This is a genomic window from Polynucleobacter sp. AP-Feld-500C-C5, assembly GCF_018882265.1.
Lineage (GTDB): Bacteria > Pseudomonadota > Gammaproteobacteria > Burkholderiales > Burkholderiaceae > Polynucleobacter.
In genome coordinates, this window is sequence record NZ_JACVOW010000024.1 from 51,597 (window position 1) to 66,104 (window position 14,508).

16 protein-coding genes, 2 tRNA genes and 1 pseudogene are annotated in these 14,508 nt (G+C 46.6%); 13 read left to right on the forward strand and 6 right to left on the reverse strand.

The annotated features are described in order from the left end of the window. Positions 1-13: 13 nt before the first annotated feature. Positions 14-406 (forward strand): holo-ACP synthase, encoded by a 393-nt coding sequence (acpS, locus tag ICN21_RS09120; protein ID WP_215296427.1) that lies wholly within the window; start codon positions 14-16, stop codon positions 404-406. A gap of 49 nt (positions 407-455) precedes the next feature. Beyond that, positions 456-1,532 carry a beta-N-acetylhexosaminidase gene (gene nagZ, locus ICN21_RS09125; protein WP_216178191.1) on the forward strand — a complete coding sequence of 359 codons (1,077 nt, stop codon included), beginning with the start codon at positions 456-458 and terminating at the stop codon, positions 1,530-1,532. 71 nt (positions 1,533-1,603) lie between these two features. On the opposite strand, the gene efp is transcribed toward nagZ, so the two are convergent. Then, entirely contained in the window at positions 1,604-2,164 is a 561-nt protein-coding gene (gene efp, locus ICN21_RS09130; protein WP_215296429.1) for an elongation factor P, read from the reverse strand. A gap of 87 nt (positions 2,165-2,251) precedes the next feature. Next, a complete protein-coding gene (gene earP, locus ICN21_RS09135) occupies positions 2,252-3,322 on the reverse strand; it encodes an elongation factor P maturation arginine rhamnosyltransferase EarP (protein ID WP_216178192.1) in 1,071 nt (356 codons plus the stop codon). Between earP and uvrC the strand changes: the two genes are divergently transcribed. The 5 genes from uvrC (at position 3,321) to ICN21_RS09160 (ending at position 6,715) form a co-directional block, all read left to right on the forward strand. Continuing rightward, positions 3,321-5,243, forward strand: a complete 1,923-nt coding sequence (gene uvrC / locus ICN21_RS09140; protein ID WP_216178193.1) for an excinuclease ABC subunit UvrC — start codon at positions 3,321-3,323, stop codon at positions 5,241-5,243. The genes earP and uvrC overlap by 2 nt on opposite strands. Positions 5,244-5,277: 34 nt before the next feature. Continuing rightward, on the forward strand, positions 5,278-5,853 hold the full coding sequence (gene pgsA / locus ICN21_RS09145) for a CDP-diacylglycerol--glycerol-3-phosphate 3-phosphatidyltransferase (RefSeq protein ID WP_215296432.1): 576 nt from the start codon (positions 5,278-5,280) through the stop codon (positions 5,851-5,853). 116 nt (positions 5,854-5,969) lie between these two features. Continuing rightward, positions 5,970-6,045, forward strand: a tRNA-Gly gene (locus ICN21_RS09150). Between the two features lie 49 nt (positions 6,046-6,094). Further along, positions 6,095-6,168, forward strand: a tRNA-Cys gene (locus ICN21_RS09155). Between the two features lie 85 nt (positions 6,169-6,253). Beyond that, a complete protein-coding gene (locus ICN21_RS09160) occupies positions 6,254-6,715 on the forward strand; it encodes a hypothetical protein (protein WP_216124450.1) in 462 nt (153 codons plus the stop codon). An 81-nt stretch (positions 6,716-6,796) separates the two neighbouring features. Here the strand turns inward: ICN21_RS09160 and lexA are convergent, their stop codons facing one another. Continuing rightward, the gene (lexA, locus tag ICN21_RS09165; RefSeq protein WP_215296434.1) at positions 6,797-7,516 is read right to left on the reverse strand and encodes a transcriptional repressor LexA; all 720 of its coding nucleotides are present in this window, start codon (positions 7,514-7,516) and stop codon (positions 6,797-6,799) included. Between the two features lie 58 nt (positions 7,517-7,574). On the opposite strand from lexA, the gene ICN21_RS09170 reads away from it, so the two are divergent. The 6 genes from ICN21_RS09170 (at position 7,575) to dnaB (ending at position 11,712) form a co-directional block, all read left to right on the forward strand. After that, positions 7,575-8,633, forward strand: coding sequence for an asparaginase (locus tag ICN21_RS09170; RefSeq protein ID WP_216178194.1), 1,059 nt, complete (start codon positions 7,575-7,577; stop codon positions 8,631-8,633). A gap of 122 nt (positions 8,634-8,755) precedes the next feature. Then, positions 8,756-9,130, forward strand: a complete 375-nt coding sequence (rpsF, locus tag ICN21_RS09175; RefSeq protein WP_216124447.1) for a 30S ribosomal protein S6 — start codon at positions 8,756-8,758, stop codon at positions 9,128-9,130. A gap of 59 nt (positions 9,131-9,189) precedes the next feature. Beyond that, on the forward strand, positions 9,190-9,483 hold the full coding sequence (gene priB / locus ICN21_RS09180; RefSeq protein WP_215319753.1) for a primosomal replication protein N: 294 nt from the start codon (positions 9,190-9,192) through the stop codon (positions 9,481-9,483). Positions 9,484-9,496: 13 nt separating this feature from the next. Beyond that, entirely contained in the window at positions 9,497-9,769 is a 273-nt protein-coding gene (gene rpsR, locus ICN21_RS09185; RefSeq protein ID WP_215296438.1) for a 30S ribosomal protein S18, read from the forward strand. Between the two features lie 13 nt (positions 9,770-9,782). After that, positions 9,783-10,235, forward strand: coding sequence for a 50S ribosomal protein L9 (gene rplI, locus ICN21_RS09190; protein ID WP_215296439.1), 453 nt, complete (start codon positions 9,783-9,785; stop codon positions 10,233-10,235). 37 nt (positions 10,236-10,272) lie between these two features. After that, complete coding sequence (gene dnaB / locus ICN21_RS09195) at positions 10,273-11,712, forward strand: replicative DNA helicase (protein WP_370624082.1); 1,440 nt, start codon at positions 10,273-10,275, stop codon at positions 11,710-11,712. Between the two features lie 81 nt (positions 11,713-11,793). Here the strand turns inward: dnaB and ICN21_RS09200 are convergent, their stop codons facing one another. From ICN21_RS09200 to ICN21_RS09210, 3 genes and pseudogenes are all read right to left on the reverse strand, one after another. Then, a complete protein-coding gene (locus tag ICN21_RS09200) occupies positions 11,794-12,060 on the reverse strand; it encodes a hypothetical protein (protein WP_215296440.1) in 267 nt (88 codons plus the stop codon). A gap of 119 nt (positions 12,061-12,179) precedes the next feature. After that, a pseudogene (locus ICN21_RS09205) lies at positions 12,180-12,581 on the reverse strand (C40 family peptidase); the annotation flags it as partial. Positions 12,582-12,687: 106 nt separating this feature from the next. Next, positions 12,688-14,334: a PhoH family protein gene (locus ICN21_RS09210; protein ID WP_215296442.1), complete on the reverse strand. Its 1,647-nt coding sequence runs from the start codon at positions 14,332-14,334 to the stop codon at positions 12,688-12,690. Positions 14,335-14,508: the final 174 nt, after the last annotated feature.

Sequence of the window (14,508 nt, forward strand, 5' to 3'; positions counted from 1 at the left end):
TAGTAAACATTTGATGATCATCGGCATTGGTACTGACATTCTGCAGATTGGGCGCTTACAAGCTGCTTACGATCGTACTAATGGCCGCTTGGCAGAAAAGATTTTGGGTCCAGATGAGATGGCGGTCTTCAAACATCGTCTTGCCAGAAATCACAAACGCGGCATTGCATTTTTGGCCACCCGCTTTGCTGCTAAAGAGGCGTTCTCAAAAGCAATTGGTTTGGGAATGAGAATGCCAATGACTTGGCGCTCTCTCCAAACTTTAAATGAAGCTAGTGGGAAGCCAGTAACTAGTTATCTCGGGGCTTTGGCTCAATTTATGCAAGAGAAAAATTGGGAAGCTCACGTGACTGTGAGTGATGAGCAAGACATGGCAATTGCCCATGTCATCGTTACTCAGAAATAACTGAAGAATTGAATTAAAGATAAAACTGAGAAATTCTTAAGAGGAATACATGAGTAAAGCCACCATGAACCCCGGCCCAATTACCTTAGATGTGGTGGGTCAGGTCTTAAATGCGGAAGATCGCCGTAGGATCTTGCATCCTCTGACGGGTGGTGTGATTTTGTTTGGCAGGAACTTTGCTAATCGTCAGCAATTGACTAAATTAACAGCTGATATCAAGAAATTACGCCCTGATGTCTTGATCTCGATTGACCATGAGGGTGGACGAGTACAGCGTTGCAAGACGGATGGGTTTACGCATCTTCCCGCAATGCGTAAGTTAGGCGAGCTTTGGGGTGCGAAAAGTAAATCAAGCCATGCCGCTGATTCTGCTGCGCTCGCCATGGCTGCCGCAACTGCCTGTGGATATGTATTGGCTGCAGAGCTTCGTGCGTGTGGTGTGGACTTTAGTTTTACCCCTGTCCTCGATTTAGATTTTGATCGCAGTGGTGTGATCGGTGATCGCTCATTCAGTCGTGATCCGCAAATCGTGTTTGCATTAGCCAAGAGTTTGAATGAAGGTTTACGGCTTGGCGGCATGGCCAACTGTGGCAAACACTTCCCAGGTCATGGCTGGGCAGAGGCAGACTCTCATGTGGCTATTCCAGTGGACGAGCGCTCACTTCAAGAAATTCTCAACGATGATGCTAAGCCTTATGAGTGGCTGGACTTGAGTTTGGCAGCGGTGATGCCAGCCCATGTGATTTATTCGCAGGTAGATCAAAATCCTGCGGGCTTCTCAAAGATTTGGCTACATTCTATTCTTCGGCAAGAACTAGGATTTCAGGGGGTAATCTTTAGTGATGACCTTTCGATGGAGGGGGCGAGCGTTGCTGGATCAGTGGTGAAGGGGGCCGAAATGGCGCTAGACGCCGGTTGTGATGCCGTCTTAATTTGTAATCGCCCGGACTTGGCTGATCAGTTATTGAGCAAGCTAAAAGTTTCAAAGCAAAAACAAGCGGAGTCCGCTACCCGTTTGAATCGCTTGATGCCAGACTCGCTAGCCCTATCGTGGGATGTGTTGCAAAAAGAAGCAGAGTATCAACATGCTAAGGGCTTGCTTAAGCAGTTCAAATTGATTGCTTAAACCAAGTAGTAGTTAAGCAAAAAGCCCGGCATGCCGGGCTTTTGTTTGAGCGTTTGCTACTCAGTTTTTGCTTAGTTAGCGCGGCTACGATATTCACCAGTACGAGTATCGATCTCGATCTTATCCCCAGTGTTGCAGAACAATGGAACTTGCAATTCATAGCCAGTAGCCAGTTTTGCGTTCTTCAATACTTTGCCGGAGCTGGTATCGCCTTTCACTGCAGGTTCTGTGTAAATGATTTCACGAACGAGCGAGTTAGGCATTGCTACTGAGAGTGCTTTACCTTCGTAGAAAACTACTTCACAGGGCATGCTTTCTTCAAGATAGTTCAATGCATCGCCCATGAACTCAGCTTCAACTTCATACTGGTTATAGTCGCCATCCATGAAGACATACATTGGATCTGCGAAATAAGAATATGTGCAATCTTTTTTCTCGAGGATGACAACATCGAATTTGTCATCGGCTTTATAAACGCCTTCATTTGGCGCACCGGTTAACAAGTTCTTAAATTTCATTTTTACAACTGAAGAGTTGCGGCCAGAGCGGCTGTATTCGGCCTTTAAAACGACCATGGCATCCGTGCCAATCATAACGACGTTACCAACGCGGAGTTCTTGTGCTGTTTTCATCTTGCTATTCCTGGGTGCAGAGTAATTATTCTGCGGTTTTTATCAAAAACAAGATTGTAACCGCCCGCAAGCCTTTATTGCTTGGTCTTAGGCTACGAACCTTAATAGACGGGCTGCTAAGCCTCCATCCCCTTGGTTTTTGAGTAATTGGGTGCGCCATGCTTGAGAATGGGTATTCCAAGTATCGAGCATATGGAACCATTCGCTCGGCATTGCCCAAGTCATGGCTGCAATGGTTGCAAGACGTAATTCTTGATTAGCCATTTCAAGGTAGAGATCTAAAAAGGCGGCTAATTTGACTTCATGGGCGCGATCCTCTTGTGGGTATATGTGCCATATAAATGGTTTGCCTGCTAATTGCGCGCGCACAAAAGAATCCTCACCACGAACGATATTGAAATCACATTGCGATAGTACCCAGTCAAATTCATCTTGCGATACAAAAGGCATGGAGATTAATTGCAGATTGGCAGGCAGTTGAATGGGCTGCTCTCCATAAAGATTTAGGAGCTCAGCATGACCATGCGTTAGTAAGACATCGATATTCTCACCCAGTGAGCCAAGATCTTCTAGCCACTTGCGTAAAGGCACTCCTGGGTAGCAAAAGATGCTAATGCGTTTTGTATCACTTCGCAGCTTAGACCAAGCCCCCTTTAAATCCTGCGGAATTTTGTTGGCAACAGACGTGCCTTCTGGTGGCAGAGGGTCAACCAATATTCCGCCGACTTCATCCTGAAATCCCGGGAAGAAAAAATACTTAGGTATGCCATGGGATTGTGGTGATGCTTTTGCATGAAAGTCCGTAATCCAGGGTTCAGCGCTGAGATATTCGAGATTGATGATGATGGGCTTGATGGGGGCAATAAACACACCAGTAAGGTAACGCTCAGGTAATTCACAGCCAAAGGCTTCGATGATGACATCGGGAGTTTGTACAGGATGCCTTGCATTACTAAAGCTGGCTTCCCAAGATTGAAGATCTATTTTTTGCTTAATTACAGGATCTACGCCAGAAGCGAGTAAATTGAGGGTTGGTAGGTCATCGCAAAAAATGCGTATCTCTTGGCCATGAAGGCTTGATAAGCTTCGGGCTAGACGCCAGCAAACACCGGCATCACCATAGTTGTCTACGATTTGGCAGAAAATATCCCAACGCATGAGTAATTCGCTTTTTGAAACCCTTCAGCAGGATGTTAAACGGCTACCCGGATTGCCGGGGGTATATCGCTTCTTTGATGAGGCGGGGAGCATCTTATATGTCGGCAAAGCTCGCAATCTTAAGAAGCGTGTAACTAGTTATTTTCAAAGCAAACAGCTGTCACCGCGAATAGCGTTGATGGTAGGGAAAATCGCTCGCTATGAAACAACAGTAACACGGACAGAAACTGAAGCCCTCATTTTAGAGAACAATCTCATCAAAGAGTTGGCTCCGCCATTCAATATCTTGTTTCGGGATGACAAGTCCTACCCGTATGTGATGTTAACGGGGCATCAATTCCCGCGCTTGGCTTCTTATCGTGGCAAGGTGGATAAACGCAATCATTACTTTGGACCTTTTCCCAATAGCTGGGCAGTGCGTAATAGTGTGCAAATTTTGCAGAAAGTCTTTCGCTTGAGGACTTGTGAAGATTCCGTTTTTAAGAATCGCAGCCGCCCCTGTCTCTTGCATCAGATTCATCGTTGTAGTGCTCCTTGTGTGGGTCGTCTTAGTGTCGAGCAATATGGTCAAGACGTGGCGCAAGCAACACGATTTTTAGAGGGCGACCATAGTCGGGTACTTGCGGAGCTGGAAAAGGAAATGCATGCGCATAGCGACGCCATGGAATTCGAAATGGCTGCAGTACTGCGTGATCGGATTGCAGATCTTTCTAGCGTGCTGCAACAACAGGCAATGGATACCGTTGCCGAAGGTGAGGGCGATGTTGACATCATTGCTGTCGCACAAATGGAAGGTATGATTTGTGTGAACCTCGCCATGGTGCGTGGTGGGCGTCATCTGGGCGATAGACCTTATTTCCCTAAAGGTTTGCGCACTGCTTCTGGAGAACTTCCGCCCCCTGCAGAAATATTAGAAGCCTTTATTGCTCAGCATTATTTAGAGGATGTCGCTAGCGAGAGTGCGGCCAGCGCAACAGTCAATTTAATGCCACCTGTTTTGGTCTTGAATCACCCTCTGCAATCATTAAGCGACGATGTCAGCCAATCTAATGAAGCACCTCCCGAAGATCTACACGATTTATTAAATGCACAAGCCGGTAAAAAAATTACCTTCTTACATCAACCCCAAGGTCAACGTCGTCATTGGTTAGCGATGGCCGAAGGTAACGCCAAGATCGCTTTAACGAAGCGCTTAGTTGAAACCGGTGGGCAGTTAGCTAGAGCAAGGGCTTTGGTTGATATTTTAGGTTTGGATCTCGAGGGTCTAGAGCATTTACGAATTGAATGTTTTGACATCAGCCATACCTCAGGTGAAGCAACTCAAGCTTCGTGCGTGGTGTATGCGAAGAATGCCATGCAATCAGGCGAGTATCGACGTTTCAATATCAATGGCATCACACCGGGTGATGACTATGCAGCGATGCGTCAAGTTTTGCAAAGGCGTTATGCTAACTTCCAAGAACTTCCTCCAGAAAAAATGCCTCAGGTCATTTTGATTGATGGTGGTAAAGGGCAAGTAGAGATGGCAAGGCAGGTGCTTTCAGAATTTGGTATGGATGTGGGCTTGATTGTGGGTGTTGCCAAAGGAGAGGGTCGCAAAGTTGGCTTAGAAACACTGATTTTTGCAGATGACCGCGAATCCTTAGAGCTCGGTATTGATAGCGCCGCACTTTTGCTAGTTGCACAGATTCGAGATGAGGCGCATCGTTTTGCCATTACCGGCATGCGGGCTAAGCGAGCTAAGGCAAGAACAGTTTCTCGTTTGGAGGAGATTGAAGGTATTGGCGCTAAGCGACGCCAAAAGCTGTTGGCTCGTTTTGGCGGTCTCAAGGGTGTGGCTAATGCCAGCATAGAAGAAATTGCTAGCGTAGAAGGGGTGTCACTCACCTTGGCAGAGCAAATTTACCGCCAATTACACTAGCGGTTGCCTGCCATATTTAGTTTATGCTTATCTAATGCCGTTCAATCTCCCCATTGCCCTTACCTGGTTGCGTGTTGCAGCAATTCCATTGCTGGTGGCAATTTTCTATCTTCCGAGTGATTGGTTTACGCCATTTGAGAAGAACTTGATTGCAGCGATTATCTTTATCTCAGCGGCAATTACCGATTGGTTGGATGGATTTCTTGCGCGCCGTTTAAAACAAGAATCTGCCTTTGGCCAGTTCTTGGATCCAGTTGCCGATAAATTAATTGTTGCGGCGGCATTACTTGTTCTTTTGAATATGGATCGTGTTCAGGTATGGGTTGCCTTAGTGATCATTGGTCGAGAAATCACGATCTCTGCTTTGCGAGAATGGATGGCTTTATTGGGTGCTGGCAAGAGCGTTGCGGTACATATGGTTGGTAAATTAAAAACAACAGCTCAATTGGTGGCAATTCCTTTTTTGCTGCTCAATGACACTTTGTTTGGGTGGTTAGATTGCGCCAGAGTCGGAACTTGGCTCATTTGGGTTGCGGCATTCTTGACGCTTTGGTCGATGTTTTATTACTTGAAAAAAGCCCTGCCGCAACTTGCAGGAAAAATCGACTAATTCCATCTAGACACCACCTGGTATAGCTTTGCGGGTAGGATCAATTCTGAGACTCTGCTGGATCACTTGGAATAATGCTTTCTTTTTGATTGTTTGTTAAACTATCGCCCTGTTATGCGGGAATAGCTCAGCTGGTAGAGCGATACCTTGCCAAGGTATAGGTCGGGAGTTCGAACCTCCTTTCCCGCTCCAAGTTCGATGGGAAGCCCTCAAAAGCTTCCCATTTTTGATTCAGGCATATGGCGCGTTGGCCGAGTGGTTAGGCAGGAGCCTGCAAAGCTTCGTACGGGGGTTCGATTCCCTCACGCGCCTCCAGTAATTTCGCTTGACGAAATAGGTGGAGCACCTAAAATACTTTCAGTCTGTTCCAGAAAGTCACATCACTTTTTTAAAGCGAAAAATGATCAAAATTCACACTCTTAAATTGAGCGCTCTCACATTGTTCATGACAGCATTGCTGGCTGCTTGCGCTAGCTCTGGCGACTCACCAACTGGAACGCAACAGGAAGTGCAAGAAGTTCAGACTCAGCTCTTGGGCGATATGCCTTTGCCTGCTGCATCAAAAATTATTGGCGGGGAGTCGTTGATTATTGGGCGGGGTGATAACTGGGTAGGTCGTGTTGTTCTGTCTGGCGTGCAAACCCCAACTGATATTTATGCCTTTTTCCAGTCAGAATACCCTCGAGCCGGTTGGACAACAGTCAGTGCAGTAAAGTCTAAAACCAGCATTTTGGTCTTTACTAAAGGTGATCGCACTGCTACCGTCGAATTAAATGAAGGTCCTTTGACTGGACCAAAAACCTTGATTACGATTACTTCATCTCCAAAGAATGCCAATGTCGTGGCGCCAAGCAAGCGGTAATCAAGTAGCAAGCAGTCATTAAGAAATCTGCAGGAAATAAAAAGGCCTCCACTGGAGGCCTTTTCTTATGGAGGAATGGGCTTACAAGCCTTCAGCCCTGATGAGGCCTACCGCTTGACCTTCAATTGCGAAGTTCGGTTGACGACTATCGACCACAATATTTTTGAAGTCTGGATTTTCTGCTTGCAACTCAATCACCATGCCGTTAGCTGTTTTCTTTTGCTGCCAGCGTTTGACAGTGACTTCATCATCAAGACGTGCAACAACGATATCGCCGTTACGTACTTCGGTGGTTTTTCTGACAGCTAAATAGTCGCCATCCAAAATGCCCGCATCGCGCATGCTCATCCCTTTTACTTTTAATAAGTAATCAGCGCCTTTGCTAAATAAACTTGGATCAATTGGGACTTGTTTCTCAATGTGCTCAACTGCCATGATCGGTGAACCTGCAGCAACGCGACCAATGAGTGGAAGCGTGAGTTGCTGTAATGCGCCAGATGGTAATGACAATTGACGATATTTGTTTGAGTGTTGTGCTTGATGAAAGCGTTGGGGGATGCGAATACCGCGCGATGTTCCTGGCGTTAGTTCAATATAGCCTTTTTTTGCGAGTGCGCGAAGATGCTCTTCAGCAGCATTTGCAGATGCAAATCCTAATTGCGTGGCAATCTCTGCGCGAGTCGGCGGCAAACCACTCTCATCAATTGCTTTGGTGATCAGTTCCAATATCTCACTCTGGCGTGCAGTGAGTTTGGGGAGGGCAGTTAGCTCCTCTAGATAATCGACTGTATTTATGTCCATACTGGGATTGTATACAGCACTTTTTGATAATTCAAGTAATTTAGGGAGATAATGGGATATGAACTCGATCCATGGTAATACTGAAAATATCCCCCATATTTTGGTTTTGGGGGTAGGTGGAACCATTGCTGGTTTAGCCTCTGATCCTGCCAATCCAACTGCATATCAATCGGGCCAAGTTGGTATTGAGACCCTCTTGGAAAAGATTCAAGAAAGTATTCCAGATGCTGTAAAAATAGTCTCTCAACAGCTGGCCAATATCGATAGTCGTGATCTTAGTGAGGATTTACTCACCCTGATAGGCAATACAGTTAAAGAATCTCTTCAAAATCCTGCTGTAAAAGGTGTAGTGATTACTCATGGCACCGACACCATTGAAGAAACTGGGTTTTTCTTACATGCTACCTGTGGCAGGCTTGCTGAAAAATTAGGCAAAAGGCTGGTCTTAGTCGGCGCCATGTTGCCTGCAAATGCACCTCAAGCAGATGGTCCAGCAAACCTCTTGGATGCCTTGAAATGGACATCAACCGCACCTGAAAACTGTCCTGGAGGGGTATTTGCAGTATTTGCTGGCAAAGTTTGCTTGGCACGGGATTTGGCTAAACGCCATAGTTCGGCGTTAAATGCGCCACTGATGGACTCGCCCAACAGCCCTATAGGCTTGATAAACCCCTCTTGGCTTTCTAGGGTCAAGGCAATTCAGGCTGCCTCAGTTGAGGATTTGCCCATTCCTGAGGTTTGGCCTTGGGTAGATATTCTGACTAGTCACGCTGGAGCGCGGGGGCAGACAATTGAGGCGCTTGTTGGCACAGGTGTCCAGGGCTTGGTTTTGGCTGGGACTGGTTTAGGTGGTTTTCATAAAACTTGGCTTGAGCCTTTGAAAAAGGCTCAAATGCAGGGCATCGCTTTGGTCAGAACGTCCCGAACTGGTGCCGGGGCAACTGTAGCCTCAAAAGATGAGCTTTCTTGTGAACTGGCAGGGGTTCTTTCTGCTCCCAGAGCGAGGATTGCACTGCAGCTGGCTTTAAATGCTGAAAAAGATCACAAAGCAAACCCTAAATCCCTGACTTGGCAGGATTTTTTTGCTAGAATAGCGGTCTTGCCTGAATTTAGGTGAGGACTTAAAAAGTGTTGTGAGCAGTACTTACAATTTGTTACTACCTTGTCACACTGGCGCCAATTTCAAAACCATCAGAAATTGGCAGACGCCCAGGTGACTTAATCCTAAAGGAGTGTTTGATGCGTCATTATGAAATCGTCTTTATCGTCCATCCGGACCAAAGCGAGCAAGTGCCAGCGATGATCGATCGTTACAAAGCTACATTAGCAGCTGCGGGCGGCAAAATTCATCGTATGGAAGACTGGGGTCGTCGTCAGATGGCTTACATGATCGACAAGCTTGCTAAAGCCCACTACGTTTGCATGAACATTGAGTGCGACCAGAAAACTCTGGAAGAACTTGAGCATGCGTTCAAATTTAACGATGCTGTTTTGCGTCACCTCATTATCAAGACTAAGAAAGCTGAAACAGAGCCTTCCATCATGATGAAAGAAGTGCAACGTGAAGAAGCTCGCAAATCAGCTCAAGCTGACGCTCCTGCAGCGGTAGCCTAAGTTAGAAATTTGAAGAGGAATACACAGACTAGAAAACGTATTAGAGAAGCGGGGCGGCGTTGAATCATTTCACTCTCACTGCAATCTTAGTTTCTAAAGACGCGATTCGATTTACACCTGCAGGAATACCAGTGATGCATTGCCAGCTAGAACATCGTGGCGAAGCGAACGAGGTAGGAGTGGCAAGGAAAATTCAGATGAGCGTTGAAGCCATAGCAATTGGTCCCATACAAAAGGATCTAGAGCGAATGGATTTAGGAGTTGAGGCAGTGTTTGAAGGATTCTTAGCACCAAAGACTCTACGTAATCAAAGACTTGTTTTCCATATTACCCATATTCAATTGAAAAATTAAAGAGGAAATCATCATGGCGTTTGGAAAGAAACCCGATTTCAAAAAGAAACCAGCTCAGAACCCATTGTTCAAGCGTAAGCGTTATTGCCGTTTCACTGTTGGTGGCGTTGAGCAAATCGACTACAAAGATGTAGATACATTGAAGGACTTCATTGGTGAAAACGCCAAGATCACTCCTGCTCGTTTGACAGGCACAAAAGCAAAGTATCAGCGTCAGTTAGACACTGCTATCAAGCGTGCTCGTTTCTTGGCTTTGCTGCCATTCTCCGATCAACATAGAAAATAATTGGGAGCCCTCAATGCAAATTATTCTTTTAGAAAAAGTAACCAACTTGGGCAACCTCGGTGACGTCGTTCGCGTTAAAGACGGTTTCGCTCGTAACTTCCTAATCCCGCAACGTAAAGCTCGTCGTGCAACTGAAGCAGCAATCGCTGATTTTGCAATACGTCGTGCCGAGTTAGAAAAATTGGCTGCTGAGAAATTGGCTGCTGCCCAAGCAGTTGGCGTGAAGCTCAAAGACTTGGTTCTCGAAATCGGTCAAAAAGCAGGCGTTGACGGTCGTTTGTTTGGTTCTGTAACTAACCATGACATCGCTGATGCATTGAAAGCGAAAGGCTTCACGATTGAGAAGGCTTCAATTCGTATGCCAACTGGCCCATTGAAAATGGTTGGTGATCATCCTGTTGCGGTTGCTGTACATACCGACGTAGTGGCTGACATCACGATTCGTGTAGTTGGCGAACAAGCTTAAGTTTTAAAACTCAGGCTTTAGGAACTTCGCTAGCCTCATGGCTGAATCCCGTTCACGTTCCGTGACGCTGAATCCCAGCATGATGGGTTCTGGGGATGCAGTCGTGCAGGCCTTAAAAGTTCCGCCGCATTCTGTAGAAGCCGAGCAATCATTGCTCGGCGGTCTACTGATCGATAACTCCTCTTGGGACAACCTGGGTGGGGTCTTAAACGATAAAGATTTCTATCGCCCTGAGCATGCATTGATTTATAAAGTCATTGCACGTTTAGTTAGCGACAACCATCCCGCCGACGTCATTACTGTTCATGATGCAATTAAGTCTGAGCAGGGTGGCGATTTGGTTAGCGTTGATTACCTCAATTCATTAGCGCAGAACACACCGAGTGCGGCGAACATTAAAGGCTACGCCGACATCGTTCGTGACCGCAGCATTCTGCGTCGCTTAATTGAGGTTTCAGACAGTATTGTGAACTCTGCTTTTGTTACAGAGGGCCGTCCAGTGAGAACGCTGTTGGATGAGGCAGAGGCTCGTATTTTGCAAATCGGTGAAGAAGGTAGTCGCAAAGCAGACTACCTCGAGATCGAACCACTCTTACGCTCGGTTGTGGCACGTATTGACGAGCTATACAACCGCCAAGGTGGTAGCGACATCACTGGTATTGCCACAGGCTTTATTGATTTGGATAAGCAAACCAGTGGTCTACAAAAAGGTGACTTAGTCATTGTTGCCGGAAGGCCTTCGATGGGTAAGACGGCTTTTGCATTGAATATTGCCGAGAATGTTGCTCTCGCAGAAGGTTTGCCTGTGGTCGTGTTCTCGATGGAGATGTCAGGTGAACAATTGGCATCACGCCTCCTCGGTTCAGTAGGGCGCGTTGATCAAGGTCGTATGCGTACCGGTAAGCTGCAAGATGATGAGTGGCCACGCGTGACTGATGCAATTGCCCGGTTAAGTAATACACAAATTTTGATTGATGAGACTGGCTCCTTATCAAGTCTAGAGTTGCGCACGCGCGCGCGCCGAATTGCCAGAAACTTTGGCGGCACTCTTGGTTTAGTAGTGATTGACTACTTGCAGTTGATGAGTGGCTCCGGTTCAGAGAACCGCGCAACTGAGATCTCAGAAATCTCCCGCTCCCTTAAATCGCTTGCAAAAGAATTGCAGTGTCCAGTAGTGGCGCTCTCACAGTTAAATCGTGGTTTGGAGCAACGTCCTAACAAGCGCCCAATCATGTCTGACCTGCGCGAGTCAGGCGCGATCGAGCAAGATGCTGACTTGATTATGTTTATTTATCGTGATGAGGTGTATCACCCTGATACTACGACCGATAAAGGTATGGCTGAGATCATTATCGGCAAGCAGCGTAACGGGCCAATTGGTACAGTCAGATTGAGCTGGCAAGGCCCGTATACCAAGTTCGATAACTTAGCGATGGGATCTATCGGCTACTCTTCTGGCGGTTATGAGCCGTTCTAAAATATCGATGAAGAATGAACACATCAAAAAGCCTCGCATTGCGAGGCTTTTTTACTGAGGCAGTGCGCTCAACCGAATTACTTATTTTCCACCTTCACATTTCTTAATGGAAGCAGCTTTAGCAGCGCCATATAGTGGCTTACCATCCTTGCTGACCGCTTTTGCTTCACAATCATTGGGTTTTGCATCGCCCATACATTTTTTAATGGAGGCATCTTTAGCGGCGCCATATAAAGGCTTACCATCCTTGCTCACAGCTTTTGCTTCACAGGCTGCCTGATCGGCAAAAGCATAGGTGGGAAGTGTAAAACTCAATGCGATGCTTAAAGCGATGACGATTTTCTTCATAGTGACCCCTTTTGTGAATACTTCAATGAATGACTTTCTTAAAACGATACTCTAATCAAAATTAAGCTATTGGGAAATATAGGGTAAATGCTATTTACCCTATAGGGATAGAGAGCTTAGGGTGCTATCCGACGAGCCTCAGTAAACTTAGCAGCCCAATAGGGTGCGGTAATGTAGTCAAGCCTTACAGTGCCACCTGCGCTTGGCGCATGCACAAACCTTCCTTGCCCCACATAGATGCCAGCGTGCGAGTATTTTTCACCGGTGGTATTGAAAAACACTAAGTCACCTGGTGCTGGTGGTTGGTTCTCAACACTCCTGCCTTGAGTACTCATTTGTTGGATGGTGCGGGGTAATTTAATATCCGCCGCTTTGTTATAAACATAAACAATGAGGCCGCTGCAATCAAAGCCACCCTTGGGCGTATTGCCCCCATAACGATAGGGAACATCTACTAAGCCTACGGCTGCAATAGAGATATCCTCGGTGCCGACACTAGTGTCTTGTTTGAATTGCGCCACTTTTGATGGGCCTGCTTTACTGCTGAATGTACTGCATCCCGATAATGCCAGGATCGAACAAATAAAAATGCCGCACCCAATGAGAGTGCGGCATGACCGGGTTTGCTTAGAGCGCGTCGGCAGCATGATCCGCAAGACGTGAGCGCTCGCCGCGCGCTAGGGTCACATGGCCGCCATGGCGCCAACCTTTAAAACGGTCAACGACATAAGTAAGACCAGATGAACCTTCCGTCAAGTAAGGTGTATCAATCTGTGCAATATTACCTAGGCAAACAATCTTCGTTCCTGGGCCCGCACGCGTTACGAGGGTTTTCATTTGCTTTGGTGTTAAGTTTTGCGCTTCATCGATGATCACAAATTTACTTACAAAGGTTCTACCGCGCATGAAGTTCATGCTCTTGACTTTAATTCGTGAGCGAATGAGCTCTTGAGTAGCAGCACGACCCCACTCACCAGCATCATCGTTACGTTGCAACACTTCTAGATTGTCATCAAAGGCACCCATCCAAGGTTGCATTTTCTCTTCCTCGGTACCAGGCAAGAAGCCGATATCTTCGCCAACGGGAACGGTGGCGCGGGTAATGATGATCTCGTTATAACGTTTGCTATCTAGGACTTGCTCAAGGCCTGCTGCTAGAGCTAACAAGGTTTTACCGGTACCAGCTTGCCCTAGGAGCGTCACAAAATCTACATCAGGGTTCATTAGCAAGTTCATCGCAAAGTTTTGCTCGCGATTACGTGCAGTAACACTCCATACATTGTTCTTCTGGTGGGAAAAGTCTCTGAGGGTTTGCAAGAGAGCAGTTCTGCCATTGATTTCTCGAACGTGGGCATAGAACGGTGTAGAGCCGTCTGGATTTTCTTGATAAACAAATTGATTGACTAGCATGCTTGGTACAGATGGTCCAGTAACTCTATAGAACATCGTGCCTGATTTTGAATCAGACCAGCTTTCCATATCTTTGCCATGCTTTGGCCAGAAGTCTGCAGGCAATGACATGACGCCTGAGTACATTAAGTCACGATCTTCAAGTACCTGGTCGTTGAAATAATCTTCAGCGGGCAAGCCCAAAGCACGCGCCTTTATACGCATGTTGATGTCTTTGGATACCAAGACTACTTCTTGACCATTGCGCGTTTTTTGAAGTTCGCTAACCACAGCCAAAATCATGTTGTCACCCTTACCTTCGGGCAGTCCCTCTGGCAAAGCTTGAGTAGCAAGTTTGGTTTGGAAATACAGGCGTCCGGAAACATCTTGGTTGCCAAGTTTGTTGAGCGGGATACCGTCATCTAAGGTGCCGCTAGTACCGGCAACCAACTGATCGAGAGAGCGGCTGACAGTACGTGCATTGCGGGCTACTTCGGTCATTCCTTTTTTATGATTGTCCAACTCTTCCAGAGTGGTCATAGGTAAGAAAAGGTCATGCTCCGAGAAGCGGAATAAAGAACTTGGATCATGCATCAAGACGTTGGTATCGAGTACAAATAAACTTGGGGGTCCTGTACGAATGACACGTTTTGGTTTTGCAGGAGTTGCTACATGATTTTCATTTCGGGTGGGGCTGCGGTCTGCTTTAATTTTTTCCAGAGCTACTTCTGCTGCAGATAAATCTTCCTCGACATCGTTTACCCAATCAGAGGTTTCTACCACCACTGGTTTTGCTGGAGCTGGGCGCTTCTTTAAGTCGGGAGTATCTTTCCGACTGAGCTTCACTTGATCAGCAATTTGAGTTGGGATGGGTGGCAATGGCATGCAGGCTCTCCTAAAAGAAAAAACCGCCAAGCGGAGTGCGTTGACGGTTTATTACGAAACTAGTTGCAAGGACTTCAAAAAAACGGAGGGGGTTGCTCCCCGAACCTGACTTCAGATGCTCAGGTTTCTGATTCAAACGGATTGTCAGACTTTCCCGTCGTTTACGGTGCATAT